The organism is Exiguobacterium sp. s91, from assembly GCF_018618915.1.
Taxonomy (GTDB): domain Bacteria; phylum Bacillota; class Bacilli; order Exiguobacteriales; family Exiguobacteriaceae; genus Exiguobacterium_A; species Exiguobacterium_A abrahamii.
Genome location: NZ_JACSMZ010000001.1, coordinates 109,935 through 136,872, shown reverse-complemented (window position 1 = coordinate 136,872; position 26,938 = coordinate 109,935). Strand labels below are relative to the sequence as shown.

21 protein-coding genes are annotated in these 26,938 nt (G+C 49.4%); 5 read left to right on the top strand and 16 right to left on the bottom strand.

Features of this window, described 5'->3' with window-relative positions; translation table 11 throughout:
• Window positions 1-54 precede the first annotated feature (54 nt).
• On the top strand, window positions 55-990 hold the full coding sequence (locus tag KNQ06_RS00710) for a class F sortase (protein WP_215147037.1): 936 nt from the start codon (window positions 55-57) through the stop codon (window positions 988-990).
• A 38-nt stretch (window positions 991-1,028) separates the two neighbouring features.
• On the opposite strand, the gene KNQ06_RS00705 is transcribed toward KNQ06_RS00710, so the two are convergent.
• From KNQ06_RS00705 to KNQ06_RS00675, 7 genes are all read right to left on the bottom strand, one after another.
• Complete coding sequence (locus tag KNQ06_RS00705; protein ID WP_050678223.1) at window positions 1,029-1,619, bottom strand: hypothetical protein; 591 nt, start codon at window positions 1,617-1,619, stop codon at window positions 1,029-1,031.
• A 14-nt stretch (window positions 1,620-1,633) separates the two neighbouring features.
• Window positions 1,634-2,695, bottom strand: a complete 1,062-nt coding sequence (locus KNQ06_RS00700) for a YheC/YheD family protein (protein ID WP_215147035.1) — start codon at window positions 2,693-2,695, stop codon at window positions 1,634-1,636.
• Window positions 2,692-3,309: a class D sortase gene (locus KNQ06_RS00695; protein ID WP_215147033.1), complete on the bottom strand. Its 618-nt coding sequence runs from the start codon at window positions 3,307-3,309 to the stop codon at window positions 2,692-2,694. Before KNQ06_RS00695 ends, KNQ06_RS00700 begins: the two co-directional genes overlap by 4 nt.
• Entirely contained in the window at window positions 3,306-4,934 is a 1,629-nt protein-coding gene (locus KNQ06_RS00690; protein WP_215147030.1) for a poly(glycerol-phosphate) alpha-glucosyltransferase, read from the bottom strand. The genes KNQ06_RS00695 and KNQ06_RS00690 overlap by 4 nt, the downstream gene beginning before the upstream one ends.
• 79 nt (window positions 4,935-5,013) lie before the next feature.
• Window positions 5,014-7,773 carry an adhesive domain-containing protein gene (locus tag KNQ06_RS00685; protein ID WP_215147028.1) on the bottom strand — a complete coding sequence of 920 codons (2,760 nt, stop codon included), beginning with the start codon at window positions 7,771-7,773 and terminating at the stop codon, window positions 5,014-5,016.
• Between the two features lie 317 nt (window positions 7,774-8,090).
• Window positions 8,091-8,414, bottom strand: coding sequence for a winged helix-turn-helix transcriptional regulator (locus KNQ06_RS00680; protein ID WP_023469481.1), 324 nt, complete (start codon window positions 8,412-8,414; stop codon window positions 8,091-8,093).
• Between the two features lie 67 nt (window positions 8,415-8,481).
• Window positions 8,482-9,639 carry an AI-2E family transporter gene (locus tag KNQ06_RS00675; RefSeq protein WP_064299252.1) on the bottom strand — a complete coding sequence of 386 codons (1,158 nt, stop codon included), beginning with the start codon at window positions 9,637-9,639 and terminating at the stop codon, window positions 8,482-8,484.
• Window positions 9,640-9,888: 249 nt separating this feature from the next.
• Here KNQ06_RS00675 and KNQ06_RS00670 point away from each other — a divergent pair, with 249 nt between their 5' ends.
• On the top strand, window positions 9,889-12,429 hold the full coding sequence (locus tag KNQ06_RS00670) for a HAMP domain-containing sensor histidine kinase (RefSeq protein WP_215147026.1): 2,541 nt from the start codon (window positions 9,889-9,891) through the stop codon (window positions 12,427-12,429).
• Window positions 12,430-12,529: 100 nt separating this feature from the next.
• On the top strand, window positions 12,530-13,378 hold the full coding sequence (locus KNQ06_RS00665; RefSeq protein WP_215147024.1) for an NAD(P)-dependent oxidoreductase: 849 nt from the start codon (window positions 12,530-12,532) through the stop codon (window positions 13,376-13,378).
• A gap of 52 nt (window positions 13,379-13,430) precedes the next feature.
• On the opposite strand, the gene KNQ06_RS00660 is transcribed toward KNQ06_RS00665, so the two are convergent.
• Both KNQ06_RS00660 and KNQ06_RS00655 read right to left on the bottom strand, forming a co-directional pair.
• On the bottom strand, window positions 13,431-14,213 hold the full coding sequence (locus KNQ06_RS00660) for a flagellar hook-basal body protein (protein ID WP_058704123.1): 783 nt from the start codon (window positions 14,211-14,213) through the stop codon (window positions 13,431-13,433).
• A gap of 12 nt (window positions 14,214-14,225) precedes the next feature.
• The gene (locus KNQ06_RS00655; RefSeq protein WP_064299249.1) at window positions 14,226-15,014 is read right to left on the bottom strand and encodes a flagellar hook-basal body protein; all 789 of its coding nucleotides are present in this window, start codon (window positions 15,012-15,014) and stop codon (window positions 14,226-14,228) included.
• A gap of 226 nt (window positions 15,015-15,240) precedes the next feature.
• On the opposite strand from KNQ06_RS00655, the gene KNQ06_RS00650 reads away from it, so the two are divergent.
• On the top strand, window positions 15,241-18,099 hold the full coding sequence (locus KNQ06_RS00650) for a sensor domain-containing protein (RefSeq protein ID WP_215147022.1): 2,859 nt from the start codon (window positions 15,241-15,243) through the stop codon (window positions 18,097-18,099).
• 45 nt (window positions 18,100-18,144) lie between these two features.
• On the opposite strand, the gene KNQ06_RS00645 is transcribed toward KNQ06_RS00650, so the two are convergent.
• Window positions 18,145-19,344 (bottom strand): multidrug efflux MFS transporter, encoded by a 1,200-nt coding sequence (locus tag KNQ06_RS00645; RefSeq protein ID WP_064299247.1) that lies wholly within the window; start codon window positions 19,342-19,344, stop codon window positions 18,145-18,147.
• 180 nt (window positions 19,345-19,524) lie between these two features.
• On the opposite strand from KNQ06_RS00645, the gene KNQ06_RS00640 reads away from it, so the two are divergent.
• Window positions 19,525-20,394, top strand: a complete 870-nt coding sequence (locus KNQ06_RS00640; RefSeq protein WP_064299246.1) for a glycoside hydrolase family 18 protein — start codon at window positions 19,525-19,527, stop codon at window positions 20,392-20,394.
• A 470-nt stretch (window positions 20,395-20,864) separates the two neighbouring features.
• Here the strand turns inward: KNQ06_RS00640 and mreB are convergent, their stop codons facing one another.
• The 6 genes from mreB to atpG all read right to left on the bottom strand — a co-directional run bounded on the left by mreB (window position 20,865) and on the right by atpG (window position 26,917).
• Complete coding sequence (mreB, locus tag KNQ06_RS00635; protein ID WP_050676945.1) at window positions 20,865-21,845, bottom strand: rod shape-determining protein MreB; 981 nt, start codon at window positions 21,843-21,845, stop codon at window positions 20,865-20,867.
• Between the two features lie 219 nt (window positions 21,846-22,064).
• Window positions 22,065-23,369 (bottom strand): UDP-N-acetylglucosamine 1-carboxyvinyltransferase, encoded by a 1,305-nt coding sequence (gene murA, locus KNQ06_RS00630; protein ID WP_058704128.1) that lies wholly within the window; start codon window positions 23,367-23,369, stop codon window positions 22,065-22,067.
• Between the two features lie 251 nt (window positions 23,370-23,620).
• The gene (locus KNQ06_RS00625) at window positions 23,621-23,854 is read right to left on the bottom strand and encodes a DUF1146 domain-containing protein (RefSeq protein WP_215147020.1); all 234 of its coding nucleotides are present in this window, start codon (window positions 23,852-23,854) and stop codon (window positions 23,621-23,623) included.
• Between the two features lie 316 nt (window positions 23,855-24,170).
• A complete protein-coding gene (locus tag KNQ06_RS00620) occupies window positions 24,171-24,584 on the bottom strand; it encodes a F0F1 ATP synthase subunit epsilon (protein WP_023469493.1) in 414 nt (137 codons plus the stop codon).
• A 26-nt stretch (window positions 24,585-24,610) separates the two neighbouring features.
• Window positions 24,611-26,029 (bottom strand): F0F1 ATP synthase subunit beta, encoded by a 1,419-nt coding sequence (gene atpD / locus KNQ06_RS00615; RefSeq protein WP_023469494.1) that lies wholly within the window; start codon window positions 26,027-26,029, stop codon window positions 24,611-24,613.
• A 36-nt stretch (window positions 26,030-26,065) separates the two neighbouring features.
• Window positions 26,066-26,917, bottom strand: a complete 852-nt coding sequence (gene atpG, locus KNQ06_RS00610; RefSeq protein ID WP_214747105.1) for an ATP synthase F1 subunit gamma — start codon at window positions 26,915-26,917, stop codon at window positions 26,066-26,068.
• Window positions 26,918-26,938 lie beyond the last annotated feature (21 nt).

Here is a 26,938-nt window from a genome sequence, read left to right as displayed (position 1 = left end):
TGTTATTTTTGTACATAGAGGGAATCCCTTCTCTCGGAAAGGAGATACGCGTTTATGAAACGTTGGTTATTACCGGCGAGCATCATCTTAATGGTCGCCTCGGTCGGAACACTGCTTTTCCTCTTGTTCGGTCAAACAAAACCGGATACATCAAACATCACGCAAGGTGATCCAAAAACAGAATCCGCGGCCTCTTCCGAGACGAAGGAAGAAGATCCGCTCAAGCCGTCTGAAATCTTCAAGAAGGAGTTCAAGGACCTCTCGGCAACGGAGGTCGAGCTTCCGAAACAACTCTTCATCCCGAAGCACGACATCAAAACGAAAGTTGAACAGGTCGGGCTCGATAAAGATGGCGCGATGGCGACACCTAAAAACGAACAACAAGCCGGCTGGTACAAGTTCGGTCCGCGTCCAGGTGACGTCGGAAATGCCGTCATCGACGGTCACACTGATACGAAGACCGGTCCAGCGATCTTCTATAAGTTGCATGAGCTGAAGAAAGGTGATCCGGTCGAAATCACCGATGCGTCCGGACGGAAGCTCGTCTTCCGCGTCAAAGAGCTCGTCCAGTACGATCACTTAAAAGCACCACTGAAGAAAATCTTTGGTCCAGCCGATACCCGGAACCTCAACTTGATCACCTGTATCGGAACGTATGATCAGAACCAAGGCACGTATGATGACCGACTCGTCGTCTTCACGGAACTTGATGAAAAAGCATCGGATCCAGTCAAGACGCCACCAAAACCGGCGACGAACATTCGCGTCAGTGGTGGATTCATCAACTGGTATGCGTCAACCGATGAAGACGTCGTCAAATACAACGTCTATCAAGAGAAGGATGGAAAACGCAAAAAACTCGGTACGACAGAATCGATCGAGCGTAAAGCGTTCCCACTCCCAGAAGATGCAACAGGTCGTTTCGTCGTCACAGCGGTCAATAAAGCAGGAATCGAATCAGAAGACGCGTTCAGCGCCGTCCAGAAATGACAAAACGGGATGTCTCCAACTTGGAGGCATCCCGTTCTTTATTTTGCTGCTGGTAATGCAATCCGCAGTTGCTTCTTACCGGACATCGTCTCATAGAACAGGCTAAGTCGCCCTTCCGTCACACGGAGTTGCTCCGACGGAATAAAGACGATCCCGATCCGGCTCTCATCCGGTTTGTATTTACCGTTCAAGGCATTAAATTGATCCGCAATCGTCACAATCTCGTCCTCTGTCTCATACTCCCCGATCTTTGGTAAGATTTCAATCTCGTCCGCTGACTGATTCGTCACTTTGACCGTGATCGCAAGCAACCGTCCCTGCTCCCCCATCACTTGGAGGAGCTTTTGTTTTTCGACCTTCATTTGAACGAGCGGTGTTTGTCGCGTTTTTTCCGTCGTATCGACGTCCAGCGTCTTCAGCTTCAATCCTGCCATCTCATAGACGACACCGAGTCGATCTTCGCGATCGAACTGCTTCAGCTGTGCTTCATCCAGTCGAATTGACGTCCGTGGTTTCGTTTCTTTTACCGGCTCCTCTGCTTGAAACCAACCGAAGAGTGGGACCATGAATTTCGTTACGATGATGAGGACGAGCAAGCCCGACATCACATAAAACAATACTGTCTTCACACGTCGCCTCTTTTCTAAGCCTCGATCCGTTCCTTCATCCATCCCCGGTCGAGTCCATGTATACCGGGACGCCCATGTGTCGCAAGGTACTGGCAATACTGGACCGCGAGATACTCTGCCTGAAACTCGACATAGCGCGTACCAGGCAAGCTGTTGACCTCATAGAGATAGATACGTCCATCCTCACCAATCCCGACATCGATTCCGAGCGCATCGAGCGGGTAGACATAAAACGATTCGAAATAAGCCGGGAACCGTCGCGCAAAATCGACGATCCGTCGCGAAATCGCTTCATGTTGATCCGGATAGTTCTGCTTCATGAAGATGTCCATCCGCGTCGTCGAGAACGCTCCGTGACTGAGATGGCTGACCGATTCTTGGTGATTGTTGCTGACGAACGGAAAATATTTGACGAGTTTCCATTGCCCGTTCGCTCCCTTCGCGACATGGATTCGCATGCAATACGAATGCCCATGAATCGTTTGCGAGGCGATGAACGGCTGGACGATCATCGGATTCCGTTTCGTCTCTTCTTCGATGCGGTTGATCAATTCCCCTGTCGAACAGACGGTCGACTCGAGTAGATGGCTGAATCGATACTGATCTCCCTCCTGCTCGATCGTATAAATCCGTTGCCCTTGTTTCCCGTTCGCCGGCTTGAAGACGATTTTTCCGTACTTCTCAATCAGCGGGAAAATCGTCTTTCCTTTCTTTACCCGGTGCATCGGAATCAAGACGTCCTGAAACGATCCTTCTTGCGCCAGTTGACGTAAGACGACATTTTTATTCCCAATCCGGTGCGTCGTAAAGGGAATCTCGGCTGCAAGACGATTGAACAATTTCTTGTCTGCATCACTGAGTGGCAAATGATTGTAGATGACGTCCGGAAACTCATACATACTTGGATGCCAGGCATCTTCGTCGAAGAAGAGTCCGCGGATCGTCCGGTTTTTGAAATCAACATCGCGCGGACGGAAAAAGAAAATGTCAACGCCCATCGAAGCACCGATGACGCAGGCAATCTTATCGCGAAACTGCGGATTCTCGTTCAGGCGTAAAATTCCGATTCGTGTCATGACGCATCCTCCTCGATCGGTTCAAAATAGATCAAATAACGTTCCGTACTGTCCGTGACGTTATAAAACGGATAACAGGTCGAAACGACGAGTGACTCCTGCTTCGTTGACTCAAGGACCCGCGTGTCTTTGTAATCAACAATCTCGCTCGATTGCATGACGTAGCGATAGGACCCGTTCGCGAGATAGAGGACGACCTCGTCGCCCTTCTTCAACTTACTGATTTTCGAGAACGTCGTATCGTTATGCCCGGCGAGGAAAATCCGGTCGCCTTGCCCTGGAAAGGCCGTCTCCGGATGATGGCCGACACCTTTTGCGAGTGTCGCATCATCGACGCCTTCAAGCACCGGTAACTCCATCTCAAGTGACGGCACTTTTAAATAACCGACCGTCTCACCGGTTTGAAAGAGGACATCCTTCGTCTTCTCCTTCGCTTGTTTGCTCGTTGCTGCTGATTTTGATGTGGTCGATGACTTTCCTTCCGCCCGGACGACATCTTTTGCTTTTGCCAGTTCCGTCGTCAAGGTTTGCTGGACCGTCAGTTTCTGATACCCGACGTATCCAAGTAAGGCAAGTCCGATGACAAGTAACAGCGTTGATACGCGTCGCATCATGACGGCACCTCCTTCAGCATTCGTGTCCATGCCCGGCAATACCCAGACAAATTATGCTCGACGTCATCGATTCGGACCCGCATCGAGTGGTGCCGAATATAAAAACTTCCGAGAATCCGACCGGGTTTCTTCATATACATCGCGACTTCTGGATAGAAGAAGCCGTTTCGCTGATAAATCATCCGTCGTTCAATCGTCTGGTCGAGCCAGTCGAGCGGAAAATCAGCTAACAAGTCGGCTCGTCCCAGCGCTTCGATCCGGTCAATCATCTCGCGTGCCGCAAGCATCAGTTCAAGGAACGTCGGGTACGTCGTTTCCCGATGATAAATGAAGTCGAGTTTCGGGGAGACGTTCTTGAGACCGAACTGGAAATAACGCGCTTCCGGCAACCATTTCGTTAACTCGTTCGCACTATAGCTCAACCAATGATCGTGGAATTTCCAGTACGATTTAGCGATGAAATGATCAAATGATTGGACGACACTATCGAGCCAACGGGGATCGGGATCGAGTGCGTACAACCGCATCAAGGCGTATGTCGCTTCTCCTTCGTAGTAGATGATCCGGAAGGCTTCCTTTAACGCAAACGACGGATACTCGAGCACATGCAGGTATTGCCCCGATGGTTGTTGCAGTGAAAGAATGCCTGTTGCGAGTCGTTGACTGAGTCGTAACTCATCCGTCGTCTGAAACGTCTGCATGTATTCCGTCAATGCTAAGATTGCTGCAGCATTCGCACCGAGTTTGATTTCGTTCGATTCGCGATCAAGCACGAAGGAACGCTCCCCTTCATGTACGATCAATTCCTCGATCAAATAGCGTTTTGCTCGATCGATTGCTTGGCGTAATCGTTCGCTTGGTGTCAGTCGATAGGCTTCAATCATTGAATAGAGTGTACTTGCATGACGTAAGCTGTTGTAGAACTTGATCGGTTTATCAAAGCATGGGAAGTAACCATATTGGAAGCGACCATTCGCCCGGACTTGGCGAGCAAGATACTCACTCGACTGGGCGACGATCGTCTTGATTTCAGAAGGAAGTGGGCTTGTCGTCTCACGGATTTTTTCGACATCACGTATGACTTCAAGTACATGTGGTGTTTCGTCTGCGAAGACACCGAGTGTATCAAAGAGGAGGCATGGACTTGTCGGTTGAAAGGCAATCCGCTCTGTCCGCCCTTGTTGGTGCGCATAATTGCTCAAGTTCGTTAGATTGATGTGTAGTTCTTGATGCGTCGGATCTTTTGTCAAAACGGCATTTCCATTCAGTTCTTCTTCTAGATAGGCACATTGCATCTTCCGATCAAACGCGATTCCGTACCGGAAGTAATTTTTCCGTGTGTCTTTCACTCGCTCGTTTAAGGTCTCAAACGAGAGTGCCTCAAAGTTTCGGGCGATGTCGAGCTTCAACCACGCTACTTCTGGTTGTTGGCGGAGCCAATTGCGTGCTTGATCTTTTACGGATTGTAGCCCTTTACCTTGGAATCGAACGACACGGGCTCGCTCCGATGCTTGTCCGAGTGAGACGAATAACATCATCTGACGATTCCAGTAGTAGATATCATCGGTCTTCATGTGTTGTTCCAGTACATCCATGGCATTTGTGAATCGGTTGAGCAGATCCATGTTCAGCTTCACTCCTATTCTAAAAGGATGAATCGCAGTGAGGCACAGATGGCCCCACTACGATTAACTACAGCATGACTTACTCTTGTGGACGGCGACGGAACAATTTCGTGAACAATCCGGCAGCTGTCGCGAGCATTCCCATGAGGGTGATCAAGAACAGATTTTCCGAAGTGTTCGGTAACGTACCACCAACGATTCGTTTCACCGGTTGAGTGATCGGTTTTGAAACGAGTGGTGATTTATTGATCGGTGCACTGACTGTGTTCGCTGGCAATGTCGGCTTGACGCTTGGTCCATTTACAGCGCCAGTCGAAGGAGCTGGCTTGACGTTCGGACCTGAGACAGGGCTCGTTCCAGGAGTTGGTGTGACACCCGGACCATTTCCTGGTGGAGTCGTTGGTGGCGTGACGACAGGGATCGGAATGATGACACTATCATTATCATCTTTCGGATCAGAGACATTGTCTGGATCCTCTTTCCCACCGTTATCATTATCGTTGTCATTGTCTCCACCATTGTTGTTATCGTTATCGCTATCATTATCTTCGTCAGCGTCAGCATCGGCATCTGCATCCGCATCCGCATCGGCGTCAGCATCCGCGTCAGCATCAGCATCAGCATCCGCATCGGCGTCAGCGTCGGCATCGGCATCGGCGTCAGCATCCGCATCCGCATCGGCATCGGCGTCAGCATCGGCATCAGCGTCAGCATCGGCATCAGCGTCGGCATCGGCATCGGCATCGGCGTCAGCATCCGCATCGGCATCGGCGTCGGCATCCGCATCCGCATCGGCGTCGGCATCCGCATCCGCATCGGCGTCAGCGTCGGCATCCGCATCCGCGTCGGCATCCGCATCCGCGTCGGCATCCGCATCGGTGTCTGCATCCGCATCCGCGTCGGCATCGGCGTCTGCATCCGCGTCAGCATCCGCATCCGCGTCGGCATCGGCATCGGCGTCCGCATCCGCATCCGCATCGGCGTCCGCATCCGCATCCGCATCGGCGTCCGCATCTGCATCCGCATCGGCGTCAGCATCAGCATCCGCATCGGCGTCGGCATCCGCATCGGCGTCAGCATCCGCATCAGCGTCCGCATCAGCGTCAGCATCGGCATCAGCGTCGGCATCCGCATCGGCGTCTGCATCCGCATCCGCATCGGCGTCGGCATCCGCATCCGCATCGGCGTCTGCATCCGCATCCGCGTCGGCATCCGCATCCGCATCGGCGTCTGCATCCGCATCCGCGTCGGCATCCGCATCCGCATCGGCGTCGGCATCCGCATCCGCGTCGGCATCGGCGTCAGCATCCGCGTCAGCATCCGCATCCGCGTCGGCATCGGCATCGGCGTCTGCATCCGCATCCGCATCAGCATCCGCATCGGCGTCTGCATCGGCATCAGCATCGGCGTCAGCGTCTGCATCCGCATCCGCATCGGCGTCCGCATCAGCGTCAGCGTCAGCATCCGCATCAGCGTCGGCGTCGGCGTCTGCATCCGCATCCGCATCGGCGTCAGCATCGGCGTCGGCGTCTGCATCCGCATCCGCATCGGCATCCGCGTCAGCATCCGCATCGGCATCAGCGTCGGCGTCCGCATCCGCATCGGCATCGGCGTCAGCGTCGGCGTCCGCATCCGCATCCGCGTCAGCATCGGCGTCGGCGTCCGCATCCGCATCGGCGTCCGCATCCGCATCGGCGTCGGCATCCGCATCGGCGTCCGCATCTCCATCTGCCTCTTCATCAAAGATGATTGTAGCTTGACCATCTAAATCGGCCAGCAGTTGCGCATCAATCGCAGACGTGTTGACGACAGATCCCGTAACAACAACTTCGTCTTGAGCAACTCCAGCCGGTTTATCAACGATGACATTGGCACTAACAGAAGTTGGTCCAAGTACTTGTACACCTGCGAGTTCATTCGACAAGTTCACTGTATCGTTCGTTACTGCCGTTAAAAGACTGTTCACACCTGGCAGTAAATTTTTGACTGGATTTAAAACAGGATCAATTAAGTTTCCTGCTATTCCGGATAGTTTTAAATTCGTGATGGCGTTGACTAAATCGGTTAAGGCGTCTTGGACAACTTGTTTCGTTACCGTATCAAGATGCTGTCCTAAACCATCACTAAAATCGATGACGATTGAACCATCCGGATTAATCGTGACTGGAGCAGAACCTTCATAATCCAAAAGATCCGAAAGGGCGGTATCTAAATTCTGTAGATTATCCAGAGCATCCGTTAATTCTGTGAGCCCCTCCACTCTCAACAAACTACCTACGACTGGAGTACGTTGTAATCGATCGATACCCGCTAATAGGTCAGTCACAGTATCTGCTACTGTTCCCGTCAGAGGATCGAGTTGACCTTTCAGCGTCGGTAAATCTTCGAGTGTGATGGGTAATAGTTCAACACTGACTGACGCATTACCGTTCGCCTGCATTTTTCCCGCTAAATCTGGAATGTTGAAGACGGCCACCCGGTCCGGGTTCAATACCTCCGCATCGGCTAATCCGACTCCGGTTAAATTAAGGGCTAAATCATAGTTATCCGGTTGTTCCGTCAGATTTGCATTGACCGCGACATCCGTCAATAGTTGAACTTCAGCTAAGCTGACTCGATTCGGTCCTTGGACAAGCGAGTTTCGAACCGAGTTCGCGAATTGACTTTGTTGCGTCTGAAACTTCTTTTCAGAATTCTCAGCTGCTTCGGTTTTCGTATAAGTGAATGAGATCAGAGAGAGGGCGAGAGAGGACGCTGCCAGCAGTTTCACTAGTCTTCGTGTGTGGTTTCTATGGTGTCGATTCATCTTCTTTCGAAAATCAGGTGCTTTTTTTCTCATTTCAACACTCCTTTTCTACGGAAAAAATAATCGTACACCTATTATTATGCATGCAATTACCATAAAAATATACAATTTTTTACAAAAGTAATGGTTGAATAGTTATTATTAACCAGTATTTTAGATATTAATTTACCATAAAAATATAAATAATATATATTATCAATAATCAATCACTAAAATATATTGTAATTTTATTTCATACTAGTTCTATCCATTTTGTGTAAAAATGGCTTATTTCAATTTTATATGACCATAGTTTTAAAAAACGCAAAAAGACCTACGAGCGTCTGCTCGTAGGTCTAGAAACCTGCTTTTTAGTATCGAATGTGTTGCTTACTCCAACGGATCGATTCCTTGAACTGTCGGACGAGATCTTCAGCGGGTGCCGTTAAATAATAGGCAAGTCCGTGCACTTTCTCGGACATCTGCTGGACAACGAGTCCATCTTCGATTAATTCCTGTAATTGCTCGAGGATCTGACCGTGCGACTGATCGATTCGTTGCTCGAGTTCCCCGATCGTCAACGCACCATCACGCAAGAGATAAATGATGCTCGACTTCAAACTGTTCTCGAAGTTGTGTTGAAATTTCTGCAACGCCAGTAAATCGGCTTGTTCTTCGGTATGACGTGAATCCATCTGATTCCTGCCCCCTTTTTCTTAGCTACCTCTTCAGTATGACGTACTTTTACGTGAATTTCAAAACTCAATCGCGCTCCGTGATGATCGTATCAAACGTCTTCTCTTCCTCCGTGATGACCATCTTCTTCTGCGACCGGAGATGATAGAGACGACGAATGTTCAGGATGACGACCTTCATGACAGCGTAGAACGGAACACCAAGCAAGACGCCGAAGAAACCGGCGATGTTACCAGCGACGAGCAAGACGATGATGATCGTTAGCGGATGAACGTCAAGCGTCTTCCCTTGCACGAGTGGTGACATGATGTGCGAATCGATCTGTTGCGCGACCGTCATGACGATGATCGCATAAATCGCAAGAATCGGATCCTGAATGAACCCGACGATCAAGGCCGGAATGACACCGAGGACAGGACCGAGGAACGGAATGATGTTCGTTAGTGTCGCAAACAAAGCGAGCAATAACGCATAATCGATCCCGATAATCAGATACCCGATATAGGCGATGATCCCGACACCAATGCTGACGATGACTTGCCCGCGGATATAGCTCATGATCGTCAAATGGACGTCACCAAGGATTTTTTTCGTTTCCTTATGATACTCATACGGCATCAGCTTGACGAGATTGCCTTTCAGCTTATCGCCGTCAAGCAACATGTAGATCAACATGATCGGAATGATGACGATCGTCACGACCGTCGTCGTCAGGACACTGACGAATCCACCGACACCTGTGCCGATGTTCTTGAGGAAAGTCGACGCATATTCCGAGATGTTGCCCGAGAACTTATTGAACAAGTTGTCTGGTCCTGACAGGAAGCGTGAAAAGGCTGCGCTGTTCTCGAGTTGATCCCGGACATCAATCAATTGCCGCTGGAACTGTGTCGCAAGTGTCGGAATCGAATTAACGAACTGCGTGATTTGCTCCGATAGCATCGGACCAAAGATGAATCCGAGTGTCGTTAAAATACCAATCAAACCGACTAGCACGATCAGGACAGCAGGTCGCCGTTTCATCTTCTTCTCAAGTAACTCGACGATCGGTAGCAGGACATAATAGAGAATCCCGGCGATCGCGAGGGGTGGTACGACCATCTGAAGCAGAATCGCGACCGGTCGGAACAGGAACGTGACATGATCGCCAATCCAGACGATGATCAGTAACGTCATGACCCACCAGGCGAATCGGTACCATTTGTTTTCAAACATTTTTTGCATCTAACCACTTCCCTACTTAAAAAATGAAGTTCAATATCCTCTATAGTTTTCCTTAAAACGATACTTCTTAATCCTTATTCTTAGAAAATATATAGTTCGTTATGTACTAAGAAATATATGATATATTTGTTTTAGTGATTTTTTGCAGATTCAAATTTGATGGTGTGTATGTTTCTGCGTAAGATGAATATATTCGATATTTAAGAAACCTTTTTTATACATGTAAAATAGAATACGGAGGAAAACCCAGTGAAATGGATCAACCATACCATCGGTCGCCAATTGATGTTCGCCTTCTATATGGTGTTCGTCGCTCTCAGCATCACGTCCGGAATCGTTTACTTCTATACGGAACAAAAGATTGATCAGGCGAATGCGACATTCGATGATTTACGTGAACGGCGGACGAATGCGAATTCGCTCGCAAGCGAGTGGACCGTCGCGCAAAGTAACGTGAAATCTTACTTATTGACCGGCTCACAGGAAACACTTGATGCCGTCAAGACAAACCAACAGGAGATCAACCGTTTGACGACATGGTTTGAGAAATATGCGGTATATGAGCAAGGTCAAGAATACGCAACCGCGACACGTCAAATGTATGACGATTATTTCGGAACGTCGCTTCCGCTCCTCAACGAATACGTCGAAGGAAAAAAAGACGGAAAGATTAACGAAGATTTTGTAAATCCTGACACGCTCGCTGCTCTTTCCAATGGGAAAGACCTGTTCACTGAAAACGGTACGTTACGCGGATCGGTCAGTTTGTCCGACGCTGATGTCGACATGACACGGATTGATACGTTACTTGCTGATTATCTGACGTTGATCCAAGGGAAAGAAGTCGATGCGAAGAACGATCTTCTAGGCGAAATGCGTGTTGCCCAGTTCATCTGGCTCTCGAATCTCGTCGTCTTGATTCTTGTCCTCTTCTCGCTCGTACGCCCGTTCATCAGCCGCGTTACGAAGCAGGTCAACACATTATCTCGCGACAGCGCCTTACTTGCGACGGGAGAAGACATTCAAGCGATCCCGTTGCCTAAACGGAAGGACGAGCTGCATACACTGACGACATCGTTCAATCAGATGGCGGCATCGATTGCTGATAACAAGGTCCATATGCTGGCGAAGAACGAAGAACTTCAAGCACAACAAGAAGAACTCGTCGCCCAACAAGAAGAATTGCAAGCGCAACAGGAGGAACTCGAAGAAGCACTTGATATCACGCTTCGCAGTGAACAACACTTGAAGTATCGCAATGAATTGACGGAGACGCTCGCTTCTCGTGAGACGTTGACGGCTTATCCGGAAATCATCGAAAAGCTCGTCTCCATCACGCATTCTGAAATCGGTGCCCTGTTGTTCCTTGATCAACAAGAAGTCCGCTCAACGATCGATTACGGGATGACAGAAGAGATGGTCGGTCGTCTTGTCTCTGACGATCAGTCACTCTTGCACCGGGCACGTCTCTTGAAGCGTCCTGTTCATTCATCGAAACAAGTCGCACACGAGAGCCCGCTACCGTACCCGTACTATATGTATGAGGTCGCGGTGCCGGTCATGGATCCGTCAAAAGAGCACATGATCGCCTGCATCTATCTCGTTCGTTATCGTGATGCCTTCACGACGGAACAGATGAATGACATCCTGTCATTCTCGCATCAACTGTCACTCTCTCTCCTCCGGATGGGGATCTATGAAGAAATGATCCGTGAGAAAAACAAGACGACGCAACTATTGAACTCGATTCGCGAAGCTGTCGTCTACATCGAACATGAGACAGATGAGTTACTCGTCAACGAACCGTTGATGACGTTGTTCCCGGAAGTTCCGACATCGTTCGAAGACGAAGAACGTTCTGCGTTCGAGCAAGCGATGCAGTCATTAGCTGACATCATTGATGAACCCGCAGCATTCGAACGGTACATCGAACAGATCGTTGAACTCGATTTACCGAAAGATAGCTTGATCGTCTCGATCCGCAAGCACAGTACCTATATCCAGATTTACGCTGAGAAGATCGAAGTCGACGGCACATGGGTCGGTACGATGCTTGTCCTCCGTGATGTGACGAAAGAAACGGAAGCCGAGCGAATGAAGGAGGAGTTCGTCTCGACCGTCTCGCATGAATTGCGGACACCACTCTCTTCGATCTATGGCTTCACGGAGCTGATGCTCAACAAACGGTTCGAGGAAGAACGGCAACGGAAGTATCTGCAGACGATTCACTCCGAGACCGGTCGCCTGACAACGCTCGTCAATGACTTCCTCGACGTCCAGCGCATGGAGTCGAGTGAACATCGTTATGAGATGACGACGTTCGATGTCGTCGAACTCGCCCAAGACTTGATTGAGTTCTATGATGTCTCGCACGAGACGCACCAGATTGATTTCGAAGCCCGTGGACCGATCATGATCGACGGTGATGCGGAAAAGATGAAGCAGTTGCTGAACAATCTACTCAGTAATGCCGTCAAGTACTCCCCGAGCGGTGGTACGGTCTTGATACGGATTACAAATGAACTTGGTTTCGCTCAAATCCGGATCCAAGATGAGGGTATCGGAATTCCGCAAGACGCCCTTCCGAAATTGTTTGATAAGTTCTACCGTGTCGATAACTCCGAGACGCGAAAAATCGGTGGAACTGGTCTTGGTCTCTCGATCTGTAAGGAAATCGTCAAACACCATAACGGAACGATCGATGTCGAATCCGTCGTCGGTGTCGGATCGACCTTTACGATTCGCTTCCCGATCGCTGTCATCTCGACGATTCTCACATATGAAGATTAATCACCTGACCGTTCACATCATGTGGACGGTCTTTTTTGTCGTTAGATTCGGTTAGGCGCGGGGTATAGTCAAAAGCGTATGATGATAAGGAGGAATCGACATGCACCTTGGATGGATTGGGTTAGGACATATGGGGGTACCGATGGCAACACGTCTACTTGACGGTGGGCATGGCTTGACCGTCTACAACCGGACGTATGAAAAGACAGCTCCGCTGACTGAACGAGGAGCAACAGCTGTCAAAGAAGCACAGGACGTCGTGCGTCAAAGCGATATCATCTTCGTCATGCTCGCGGACGGACCAGCTGTCGCATCCGTCATCGAAGACATCACATCCGCTCTTAGCGGTAAAATGATCGTTAATTTAAGTACGATCTCACCGGAAGAGACAAAGAAGATGGCACGGCTCGTCGAAGAGCGTGATGGCATCTATCTCGAATCGCCTGTCTCGGGCTCCGTTCCCGTTGCAGAAAGCGGACAGCTCGTCTTGCTTGCTGGCGGTGACGCAGACGTCGTCACGGCTTGTCAGCCCTATCTTGACCTACTCGGCAAAGAAACGATTCATTTCGGATCACATGGCTCAGGCAGTGCAGCGAAGCTCGCCATTAATTTATTGCTTGCTGTCGTCGGGCAAGGGGTCGCGGAGACATTGTTGCTTGGAGAAGGTGCGGGGCTCGAGAAAGAGAAGCTAATTCAGATGATTAGTGCTTCCGGGATGAACACCCCGCTATTCACCGGCAAACGCGACATGTACCGGAAGAATGACTTCCCGTCTGCATTCCCGCTCCGTCTGATGGCAAAGGATTTAGGGCTGATCACGGCTGAAGCAAAACGCCAACAAATCAAGCTGCCACTCGCACAGGCGACGGACGCTAGCTATGCTGAAGCAAAACAGACTTATGGCGATGCGGACATGGCAGCAATTTATCTCGCGTTACAAGAAAAATAATGAAAAGGGTGATGCCTCTCAATATGAGAAGTATCACCCTTTTGCTATGAGATTATTTAAGAGACGTGACGATCCCCATCATCTGATCACTTGTCATCAACGCTTTCGAGTTGAACTGATACGCCCGCTGCAGCTGCGTCAAGTTCGTCATCTCAAGCGCCATATCGACGTTTGATGTCTCAAGCCGACCGACCGTCAACGGATTGCCCGCTGCATTCTGATATTGTCCGGTCGCCGTGAACAAACCACCGCCGACTTCCGTCAATTCACCGTAGTTCGGGATGTCCGCAACACCCACTCGAGCGAGGACACGCCGATCCCCGTTTATGATCCCCGTGATGTTGCCGTCCTTGTTCAGTTCAATCTCTGTCGCGTTCGCCGGCAAAACGATCGGATCATTCGCCTGGTTGATGACAGAACGTCCGGCATCATCTGTCAGCAGGACTTGTCCGTTTGCTTGCGGTGACAACTGGAAGTTTCCGTCACGCGTGAACTTCGTTACGCCATCCGTATCGATGACACCGAAGAAATGGTGTGGATTCCCAAGTGCTGCGTCGAGTTTTCGGTCTGTCGTCCGGAACGTTCCGACGCCAAAGCGCGTCGCTTCGTTTGCGACGTAACCTCCGACACCGAGTCGAAGTCCTTCTGGTGTCGTCAACGGACCTGGCGTAAAACCTGTCGCTTGGTTGTTGATGTTACGGACGAGCAGTTCATTGAACTGGGCATCCCGACGTTTATAGCCGTTCGTATCGACGTTAGCCAGGTTTTGACCAGTCGTGTCGAGCTGTTTTTGCAACTGTCCCATCGTACTTGCGGATGTATAGATTGATTGCATCGTATCCTCCTATTAGCGAACGCGTCCGATTTCGGAAACAGCCTTCTCCGCTGTCCGGTCGTACGCTTGAATGACTTTTTGATTGGCTTCGAACTGGCGTAGACCGGCATTCATCTCCGCCATCGTCTGTTCGACCTCGACGTTCCCAAGTTCGAGTACACCTTGATCGACCCGGACGTTTCCAGCGTTTAACGGATTAGCTGATCGGAACAAGCCGTTGCCTGTCCGCTCAAGCGTCTCTGGTTGATCGGTTACGACGAGACCGAGGTTACCGATTGCCTGACCGTTTCCGTCCGTGACGGCACCGTTCGCGTCAACGAGGAAATCTTCATTGACGACGTCGAGTGGTTGACCGTTCGTATCGAGGACAAGATCATTCTCCGTCGTCCGGAGTAACCCGTCTTGTCCGACGGCGAACTGTCCGTTCGTCGTGTAAAGTGTCTCTTCCTCTCCCGTCAACGGATCCTGATGGCGAATCGTAAAGAGCGGTGCCCCTTCAAGCGAACTGATTTGCAAGTCCGTCGCATTGCCCGTCTCCGTGATTGAACCTTGCGTGAAGTTTGGTGTCGCTGCCTGCATAAAGACACCGGTCGCAAGCTTTCCGACCGTCGCGACTCCCCGCACACCTGTCCGTTCATTGTTTGCTGTCTGCTGAATCAGCATCTCCGGAAACGTCCGGAGTGACGCTTGATCAGCGCGGAAGCCCGGCGTCCGCGCATTCGCCAAGTTATTACTGAGCATTTCCTGTTGGCGTTGTAATGCCTGCATCGCATTCGACGCCGTATACATTCCTCGTAGCATGCGTTCATCTCCTCATTGACTTCATGTTCAATTCTTTCCTCTCAGTATATCGGTCGCTTCTTCATCAATTATGAGCTTTTTTGAACAAAAAGGTAATGTTCGGAAGAGATGAATCAAAAGACCTATTATAATCACGTTTGCCTTTTTTTAAATAGATTACATATTCAAAATTGACAAATATTGTTATGCTATAAACAACAAAAACATGATCCTCGAGGTGAAACCTATGAGCTTCTTTAAAAAACGTGCCACTGAACGAACTGTGCCTGGGTCTTTGGATTTATACACACTGTCCGACGTCACTTATTTTTTGGAAAATCATCCGGATGCCGTCTATACGATGGATACAAAAGGTCACTTCATTTCCTTCAACAATAAATTTCCGCTTATGCTCGGTTATGACCGGGATAGTCTTAAGCAACTCCATTTCGAAACGTTTTTAAAGCCCAATGATGTAGAGGAAGTCAAACAGTTCAAGAAACGCGTCTATTCGGGCGAAACCGTCCACTTCACGACGACAGTTCGTCATAAAGACGGACACTGGTTGACGTTGAACGTCACGAACATCCCGATTTACGACCAACGTGTCATCATCGGTCTTTATGGGATTGCCCGTGATGTATCACAGCAACAGGAACTCCGAACCGATTACCAGCGCTTATTGATGAAAGATCGATTGACGAACGCGATCGAAGGGGTCAGTTTCGTTGAATACTTCCCAACGTCGAAAGAAATCGTCGCATCTCCCTCTCTCGCTACACTATTACAACTTTCTAAGAATCACTTAGCGAAGATGGATACCTATGACTTTCTTGAAGAGCTCCATCCAGAAGATCGAACGATTTTCCGCGAACAAAGTCTCGCACTGCATATGGGGCAAATTCCAATCTTCTCGATGCAGTTACGGATGGGGCGCAGAGGTCAATTCCAAAAGATCGTCCACTGTGAAGGTGTCGTTCAGACGGATACGATTCCGAGTTCACTCCTCTTCATTCTTAAGGATGCGACACCGCTCATCCAGCTCGAGCAAGAACGGGATCTTGCGATTGCCTCCCTTAAAAAGTTCTTCACGTCGCTGCATACGACCGCTTACGAGCATCGTTATAAAGACAATACCGTGATGTTTCATGCTGCCGGATTCCTTGAACCGTATACCGACTATCTCCGGCGAATCGAACAGGATCATCAACTGTGGACGAAACTCGTCTCATCAGAAGATCTCATTCTCATGAAAGAGGCATATCCGAAAATTCGTCAAGGGGAAGTCGTTCGACTCGTCTATCGTTTAAACTATCCCGACCGCCAATTCTGGGTCGAAGAGACGTGTATCCCGATCATCGATGCACATGGTGAAGTTCTCGGTCACTATGGTGTCTCGACCGATATCACGCGTCTAAAGGAACAACAGCATGAGATTTGGCACTTGTCGATGCATGACCCGATCACCGATTTACCCAATCATGCCTTTACGTTAGAACAGGTTCGGGAATTATTGAAGCACCGTTCCCCTTTCACTTTATTAACGGTCACGTTTAATCAACACAGCCGTCTCGCTGAGCGATTCGGTCACGAAATCGGGGAAGAATGGATCCGTCAGACGAGTGCAGCCGTGAAAAAGCTTATCAAAAAAGAAGTATTTATTGGTCATCTATTCGGGGATAAATTCCTTATCATCTTAAAAGGTAAGATTGACGAAACACGGGCAATCGGACTTGCTAATCAATTGCTCGAGCTGACCCATCATCGGTTCGACGTCTTGTCTTATGAACTGTTTTCGAAGGTCTTCATCGGCATTACCTATTCCGTCCATCACGACCATACGGCAGAAGAGTTGATTAAACAGACATACACGGCACTCCGCCGTGCCAAGTCGATCTCTAAGAGTAACTTCCAGTTCTATTCATCGAAACTCGACATCACGATGTACCGTCGCTATCAACTCGAACGCGATTTACGCCATGTCATCAAAAAAAATCAACTCTTCCTTGAGTACCAACCGAAAGTCGATAGTTGGAGTGGACGTATCGTTGGTGCAGAAGCGTTAATCCGTTGGGAACATCCGGAGTGGGGACGACTGGCGCCAAAGGATTTCTTATCTCTGTCAGAAGAAAGTGATCTTTACATCCACATCGGTGACTGGGTACTCGATCAAGCGTGCCAATTAATCCGCGATTTACTCGATGAACAACCGGAACATGTCATTCCGCTATCGATCAACTTATCACCGAAACGATTGTTCTACGGTGATTTTGCGAGTATCGTCGAACGACACTTAAAAAAACACGGTGTTCCTGGACATCTGTTAGAGATTGAACTACTTGAGTCCGATGTACTGCTCGAAGGCGGACAAGTCCTCGAGACACTCGACCGTCTCGTTGATCTCGGTGTCAAACTATCACTCGATGATTTCGGAACGGCTTATTCATCGATTTCTTATGTCCAGCGTTATCCGGTGCATTGCCTGAAGATTGATCGATCGTTCGCGATCCATGCCGAACACGATCCAAAGAGTCTCTCTGTCATTAAAAGTGTCATCTACATGGCGAAGGAATTCGGTTTGACCGTCGTTGCGGAGGGTATCGAAAACATGCAACAACTGAACCTCTATCGGGACTTAGAATGTGACATGATCCAAGGCTATCTTTTCAGTAAACCCGTCGATATCAAGACATTTAAGCAACTACTTGAGAACGGCACGCTCTATCCAAAAGATACGGGAACCGCTCCACCGAAGGAGCCAATTCTTAGTCTGCATGCGAAGGTGACGATTTCGAAGCTGAATGGGCAGCCGATCCAAGTCGGATCGTCTCCAATCTTGATCAATCGCTGTACGAATCGAACGATTTCTTTCTATTCCTCGATTCGATTGCCGGTGAAGCATAAACTGGAACTCTCCCTGCAACTGCACCACCTGACACATCCCGACATCTTTATTGAACCGACGTCGATTTCGGAACTCGATAACGGTCTCTTCTACTATGTCGCTGACTTCCAAGTCCGCGCCTTGTCTCTTATCGTCCAAGAACAGTTGAATCACTCCCATCATTCTCGCGTCGACGACTTCTTCGAACAATCGACTGTATGAAAAAAAGCTTCCATCCCTTTAATCAAACGGGGATGGAAGCTTTCATTAGTTATTCGGATTCTTTTTCAAGACGGCGGTCTGCGTCCGTTCGAGTACGGCATTCGTGATGACGATCAAGCCGGTGAAGAGGAACAAGGCTTCAAAGCCGAAATGACCGGCGATCTGTCCACCAGCGAGTGGTCCGAGGAAGTTCCCCATGAATTGTGCCGACTGGTTGTAACCGAAAATACGACCCGACGAATTCGCTGGTGTGTTCTTACGAAGCAAGGTTTGCACTGACGGTAGCAAAGCAGCCGTTGCAAATCCGATTCCCATCCGCAAGACGATCAACTGGCTAGTATCCGTAACGAACGCCTGCGGAATCAAGAACGCCGCAAAGACGAGTAAGGCAAAGAACAGGACACGCTCTGCCCCAATCTTATCAGACAGCCGACCGAGCCGTTGCGCCGCGATCAAAGCAGCAATCCCGGGTGCAGAGGCCACAATCCCGGATAGCAAAGCGAGTCGTTCCGTACCCGGACTGAGTTCCCGGACGTAGAGCGACAGGATCGGACTGATGGATTGCGCTGCGAACTGAATCAGGAACGTCGTTAAAAAGAGACTTAAAATCAATTCCGGATGACGGAGTGATTGAATGACTTCTTTAGCAGACGCCATCTTTTTGACTTTCAGTGGTACAAATTCTTCTTTGACAAAGAAATAAGTAACGAGGAACGTGATGAAGAGCGGCACGCTCGTAAAGAGAAAAACGGGTCGAAGCCCAACAACGTCGGCAAGGAATCCTCCAATGAGAGGTCCTAGCAATCCACCGGCAATCCCACCGGTCGAAAGGGTGCCGAGCGCCCAGCCACTTTTCTCTTTTGGGGTTTGGGAAGCAACGAGTGTGATACCGGCTGAGATGAATCCGGATACGGCTCCCATGACAAGACGTAAAAAGACGAGTTGGTAGACGTCTTGAACAAAACTAATCAAGAACATGACGATCGACATACCAAGACTTGCACGAAGCAACATCAGCTTCCGTCCTTTTCGATCGGCGAGACGACCCCAGATTGGTGAGACGATCGCAGCAATGAGGAAGGTTGCGCCAAAGGCGATACCGGACCAGGTCGTAATATCTTGTCGGCTGTCGACACCGAGTTCTTCAATGAATAAAGGCAAAAACGGTAACACGAGACTGAGGGCTGCAGCGGTCAAAAAACTACCGAACCAGACGACTACTAAATTTCTTTTCCACAATGGCATTGTGGCATCACTTCCTTTTATTTGACAATTCATTTCAATGCAACAACTTTTAATATACACTTCACATTATGAAATGTCTAGGATTTGAACTGTCAAAGTGTAGAACAGGACCTTTGATGCATATAAGCGACTGCTCAACGACCGATAGTAAGGTAATCCACACGAAGGAGTGAAATTGAAATGAAACGCTTTTTGATTGGCGTAGTCTGTCTGTCGTTGCTTCAATTCGGACTACCACTCAAGAGTTCAGCTGCCGTTTCCGTCACTCGTCACACGGTCATCTGGTCCATCCCAGAGGCCAAATCCATTTCAACGAAGATCAATCAGCTGGCAAACAGACAGATGAAACGTGTCTATCTGCATGTCGCTGTCGAGGGTGACCGTACTCTCTACCGAACATTCGTTGAAAAAGCGCACGCTGTCGGCATTGAAGTGTACTTCCTATTCGGACAGCCACGCTGGATCACAAACGAAGGAACGACAGCTCGACCAAACGTTGAAGATCCACTCGCCTGGATCTCGACCTATCAACAGGAAACGATCAGTCACCCGGATGGCATCAGCGTTGATCTCGAACCGTATGCCTTACCGGAATGGGAAACGGACCAACCACGTGTCATCGCCTCCTATGAGCGGATCTTACTCGCCTTCCGCGAGAAAGCGTCCGCTGAAGGACTACCGCTTCAACTGTTTCTCCCGTTCTGGTTCCATACCGTACAGGATGCGAACGGTCGCCCTCTCAGCGAGTGGGCAATGGAGCTCGCCGACGAAGTCACGTTGATGAGTTACCGGACCGTCTATGGTGGTGGGAATGGACTTGGTGCGATCACGATGACGGACGCGCTCTATGCCGCAAGCAACAATCACACTTTATCGTATGCGATCGAGTTCACTGAACTTCCCGAGACACCGGACATCACGTTCTATGGCAAGACGCGGACGCAGCTGAATCAGCTCGTCAATCAAACGATGGCCAGTTCACTACCGCCAAGTGCGATCGTCTATCATGATTTTGAAGCGTACCAAGCGTTCATGCGTAGTACGCAGTGAACTATCTTCATCTGTCTGCCCCCTTTGCTTTTCATCCGCTTTCCTCAGGCGAGACACAAGCCAGTCTTCACTGTTCGTATAACAGTGAAGCCGGGTCTTGTTTGTCTCTGACAGCGCAAAATCGCGCTTTTCCCTGTAGGAGTCGGATGAAGCACAAGGAGGCACATGATCATTTAGTACCATGGCATTGCATTATGTTTAAAACAAAGGGAGTCCAGTTTCCGATACGTACTTCGGAAACCGGACTCCCTATTGGTTTGATTCATATCGAACGAACTTGTCCATTCTCGACTCCTGCAGGAAAAGAAAGTGCAAGCAGCACTTTCGTCAGGGATAGGTAAGACCCGACAACTCGCATGAAATGCGCGCTGTCGCGGCTTACCTCCCGCCTGTGGAAAGCGAGAAGGACAAGACGGTCGTTATAGGAATGAACTTTTACGAGAGATCATATCCTTTACGCTTACACGCTCTTACTTCCCAAGATTGTCGAGCATGATTCCTGTACCGCGTGCGACACATAACATCGGATCTTCTGCGATCAGAACCGGTAGACCAAGTTCTTTTGCAAGCAGTTGATCAATTCCGTCCAGCAACGCGCCCCCACCTGTCAAGATGATGCCACGGTCGATGATATCTGCTGCAAGCTCCGGTGGTGTCTTCTCGAGCACACGCTTCGTTGCCTCGACGATCTCCATCGCTGCTTCCGCCAGCGCATCGTGCATCTCTTCCGATGTCACCGTGATGTTGTGTGGTAAACCCGTCACGAGATTCCGTCCGCGAATATCCATCTGCTCGCGACGTCCGTCTTCTGATACAGTGGCAACCGTTGTCTTGACCGCTTGTGCCGTCCGTTCCCCGATGATGAGCTTATGTGTATCCTTGATCGAACGGATGATGTCGTGGTCGAAACGATCTCCTGCGACCTTGATCGTCTCTCCGCATACGATATCACCCATTGAAAGTACGGCAACATCCGTCGTTCCGCCACCGATATCAATGACCATGTGCCCTGCTGGCATCCAAATGTCCATACCGGCACCAACTGCTGCGACCTTCGGCTCGACTTCGAGGAAGACCGTCTTTGCACCTGACTTTTCACCGGCTTGACGAATTGCCTTCGCCTCAACCGTCGTGATGCTTGCTGGTGTACAGATTAACATCCGGACTCCACCGAACATCTTACGGACTTCAATCTTATCGATGAAATGGCGAAGCATTGCTTCCGTCATTTCAAAATCGGCAATGACACCGTCTTGAAGTGGTCGAATGGCCACGATATTCCCCGGTGTCCGCCCTACCATCAAGTGTGCTTCCGTACCTACCGCATGAATCTTACCTGTTGCCTTGTCGATCGCGACGACCGATGGCTCATCGAGGACGATGCCTCTCCCTTTGACATGAATGACGACATTCGCCGTCCCTAAGTCGATTCCGATATCTCTTGAAAACATCTCGTGTGCTCTCCTTTACCCACTGGCTATTCTTCCAAAATATAGAACGTCGTTTGGACGTCTAACCCATTTATGTATACATACCTTTCAATTCTAGCATATGCCCCTTCATGAAACGACTTTCTTTTTCCCCTTTTCGGATTTCATTGTCGTCATTTTTAAAAGACAACAAAAAAGAGCACCATCCCATTTTGCGGGATGATGCTCTTATATAATTGCTTAAAGTTTTGTAGCAGCTGTTTCTTCAACGACTACCGCTTCTTCTGTCACACGCTCTACGTCTGCACCAAGTGCTTGTAACTTCAAGTGGAAGTCGACGTATCCACGGTCGATATGGTGAAGTGCACCAACACGTGTTTCGCCTTCAGCAATCAATCCTGCTGTGACGAGTGCTGCACCTGAACGAAGATCCGTTGAAAGAACTTCTGCACCTTGCAATTGTACGCCACCGTTGATGATCGATGAACGACCTTCGATCTTGATGTCAGCGTTCATGCGGCGGAATTCTTCAACGTGCATGAAGCGGTTTTCGAAGACCGTTTCCGTGATGACTGATGTGCCGCCTGCTTTGAGGACGAGTGCCATCATTTGTGCTTGAACATCTGTCGGGAAGCCTGGGTGTGGCATCGTCTTGACGTCAACTGCTTCGAGTTTCGCTGGACCGACGACGCGGAGCCCTTCTTCTGTATCCGTGATCTTAACGCCCATCTCTTCCATCTTCGAGATGAGTGGACGAAGGTGTTCGCGCTCAGCACCGATGACTTCGACGTCACCTTCTGTGATTGCTGCTGCGATCATGAACGTACCTGCTTCGATTCGGTCAGGAATGACGTAGTGTGTTGCACCGTGTAATTTCTCGACGCCTTCGATGCGGATCGTTTCTGTACCTGCACCGCGGACTTTTGCGCCCATTGCGTTCAAGAAGTTCGCAAGGTCAACGATTTCTGGTTCTTTTGCGACGTTCTCGATGACTGTCGTTCCTTCTGCGAGTGTCGCAGCCATCATGATGTTTTCTGTCGCACCGACAGATGGGAAGTCGAGGTAGATTTTTGCACCTTGGAGGCGACCGTCGACATGTGCTTCAACGAATCCGTTTCCGATGATTGTTTTTGCGCCCATCGCTTCGAATCCTTTCAAGTGAAGATCGATCGGACGTGATCCAATTGCACATCCACCTGGCATTGCGACACGTGCGCGCCCGAGGCGTGCAAGTAATGGACCCATGACGAGAATCGAAGCTCGCATTTTACGCACGTACTCGAGTGGTGCCTCATCTTTGAGATTCGGCTCTGCATTGACCGTCACCGTGTTCGCTTCTGCGTCGAATTCGACTTCCGCGTTCAAGTTGCGTAAGACGTTATTGATTGTATAGACGTCTGCTAGACGTGGTACGTTTTGAAGAACTGATTGTCCCTCTGATGCAAGCAATGTCGCGACAAGTGTTTTTAAGACCGCGTTCTTTGCACCTTCTACTTTGACTGTTCCAGCTAATTTACGTCCGCCACGGACAACGATTTTTTCCATTCTCCCTACTCCTCTGCTTCGTTTCTGTTCTAGTATGTTCAATTCGTGATTGGTGAGGATCATAGTTGGAATTCAACGAATGTTAGAAAAGAAACTTCCCTATAGTTGATCTCTTACTACAAAGCCAATACGACGTTTCGATTGTAATGTTAGATGATTGCTAAATGACTGTGTTCCTTCATTGAAAGAGCAGTGTCCTGTTCCATGGTAAAACAAATTACCATTTCAGGGTTTACAATGCAGTTACAAGTTCACCCGATTAAAAACTGAAGACGTTGTGCAAAACCGGCATAATCCAGTAAAAAGCGCGCTACGATGGATCCGAGTGCAATCGCAAGAATCGTTCGTAAGGCTACCGCATGCGGTCCTTTAGGATGTTGCAGGATTTTCTCCCATTTGACTGGTAACAAGGACCACCAAGCGAGTAAAATCGCTACGATATAGACCAGCATACTAACTAACGCACTCATACCAATAGATGTCACTTTCGTTGCACCTCTTCTTCATAGTTTCTTCAACTCTACTATGATTTCATAAAATGAATGATTGCGCAAACAAAAAAGAACACGCTGAATTAATTTTAGCGTATAAAATATATTTATTGAAGATAAATTTGGTCTTCTACTGAAAAAAGGTTGAAGAATTCGTGAAGACGAGGCATATAGTGTACTTTTACATTTTTGCAGTATTTTAAACCTGTATCCTTCATCGTGTTGCGAAAACGGTTGCCATACGGAAAATCATTGATGATTTGTACAAAAAAAACCCCAGTTCCGCGAACGGAACCGGGGTTTCATCAAATCAATCGCGACCGTAGTCTTTCAAGCTGAGACGGTTAACTGCTCGTTTCAGTGAAAGTTCAGCACGCTTGAATTCGAGTTCTGATAATTTCGTGTCCTGGAGACGACGTTCTGCACGAACCTTCGCAGCTGCAGCACGGTCATAGTCGACCTTGTCTGCTTGCTCCGCAGTTTCCGCAAGAACCGTTACAGTATCCTGGCGCACTTCCATAAAGCCACCGCTGATAGCGATCAACGTGCGTCCGCCATCTTCGTGGCGCAACTTCAAGATGCTGATATCGAGTGGTGTTACGAGTGGGACGTGGTGCGGGAGAACCCCGATCTCACCAGAAATCGTCTTCGCAACGACCATACGGATATCGCCATCATACACTTCGCCATCCGGGGTGACGATATTGACATGAAGTGTGTTCATCTCAAGTCCCCCTTATGCTTTGTCACTTAGACAAGCGCCTTCGCTTTTTCAATCGCATCTTCGATCGGACCAACGAGACGGAATGCTTCTTCCGTTAAGTCATCGTGTTTACCTTCGAGGATTTCTTTGAAGCCGCGGATCGTGTCCTTAACTGGGACGTACGATCCTTTTTGTCCTGTGAACTGCTCAGCTACGTGGAAGTTCTGCGACAAGAAGAACTGGATACGACGCGCACGGTGTACAGTCAATTTGTCGTCTTCTGACAACTCGTCCATACCGAGGATCGCGATGATATCTTGAAGTTCTTTATAACGCTGAAGTGTTTCCTGAACTTGACGTGCAACACCGTAGTGCTCTTCGCCGACGATTTCCGGTGAAAGGGCGCGTGATGTCGAAGCAAGTGGATCCACGGCAGGATAGATCCCCATCTCAGAGAGACGGCGCTCAAGGTTCGTCGTTGCATCTAAGTGAGCAAACGTCGTCGCAGGAGCCGGGTCAGTATAGTCATCGGCTGGTACATAAACCGCTTGGATCGATGTAACCGAACCTTTGTTTGTTGATGTGATTCGCTCTTGGAGCATACCCATCTCTGTTGCGAGTGTCGGCTGGTAACCAACGGCAGATGGCATACGACCGAGAAGGGCCGATACCTCAGAACCTGCTTGTGTGTAACGGAAGATGTTATCAACGAAGAGAAGAACGTCTTGTCCTTGCTCATCACGGAAGTATTCTGCCATTGTCAAACCAGTCAAGGCAACACGAAGACGTGCACCCGGTGGTTCGTTCATCTGACCGAAGACCATCGCTGTTTGTTTGATAACGCCTGAATCCGTCATCTCGTGGAACAAGTCATTTCCTTCACGAGTTCGCTCACCAACACCTGCGAATACCGAGATACCGCTGTGCTCTTGGGCGATGTTGTTGATCAATTCCTGGATGAGGACGGTCTTACCTACACCGGCACCACCGAAGAGACCGATCTTACCACCCTTGATGTAAGGAGCGAGCAAGTCGACGACTTTAATTCCAGTCTCGAGGATTTCAACTTTCGTTGAAAGGTTATCGAAAGTCGGTGCTTTTTTGTGGATCGGAAGACGTTCCACGTCAGCAGCGATTTCTTTTTCATCAATTGGGTTACCGAGTACGTTGAAGACGCGACCAAGTGTCGCTTCTCCGACGGGTACCGAGATTGGAGCATTCGTATCGAGTACTTCCATTCCACGGCGTACTCCATCCGTAGAGTCCATCGCAATGGTACGGACGACGTCGTCACCAAGGTGCAGGGCGACCTCAAGCGTCAAGTCGATAGCCACTTCTTCTACAGTTTGCGGCGTATATTGAATACGAAGCGCGTTGTAGATGTTCGGTAAGTGTCCTTCGAACTTAACGTCGATGACAGGTCCCATGACCGCGACGACGCGGCCTTTTAAACCGAGTTCGTTCATCGTGTTTCCTCCTACCTATCGTTACGCCAGTCGGGATTACTGCTGCGCAGCAGCCCCACTGACGATCTCTGTGATTTCTTGCGTGATCGCAGCTTGTCGAGCTCGGTTGTAGACGAGAGTCAATCGACCGATCAAGTCATCTGCGTTATCTGTCGCACTTTGCATTGCTGTCATACGTGACGCATGTTCTGCTACTTTCGCGTCAAGAAGCGCACCGAAGATCAAGCTCTCCGCATAACGCGGGAGGAGTTCCGCAAGGATTTGTTCCTCGCTTGGCTCGTACTCATAAGTCGTCGAAGACGAAGCTTCGATTTCTCCGAGTGGGAGAAGGGTTTCGACTTTCACTTCTTGGCTGATGACAGATAAGAAGTGGTTGTAGCACAGCTTGAGCTCGTCGATTTCGCCGATCGTGAACGCACTCACTGTGCGCTTCACGATTTCAGCGACGTCGACATACGAAGGAGAATCGTTCAAGCCTGTGATCGCATCCGTGACCGTGATTCCGCGTGAACGGAAGAACTGGACACCGACTTTACCGACCACGAAGAGAACGTAACTGTCCGTAGTATGCTTTTCTTTGATTTCCCGGTAGACTTCACGCAGCACGTTGGCGTTATATGCACCAGCTAAGCCGCGATCCGATGTGATGACGATGTAGCCCGTCTTTTGGACGGGACGTTTCTCGAGCATCGGATGGCTCGCACCTGTCGTGCCATTCGCAATGGTTCCGAGTACCTCTTGCATTTTCAGCATGTAAGGTTGGAACTTCGCGCTATGTGCTTGAGCGCGGTTCAGTTTCGACGCCGAAACCATGTTCATCGCTTTCGTGATCTGTTTCGTACTTTTCGTCGAGTTGATCCGCGTTTGTATCTCGCGCAACGATGCCATTTCGATTCACCACCTTGTTAG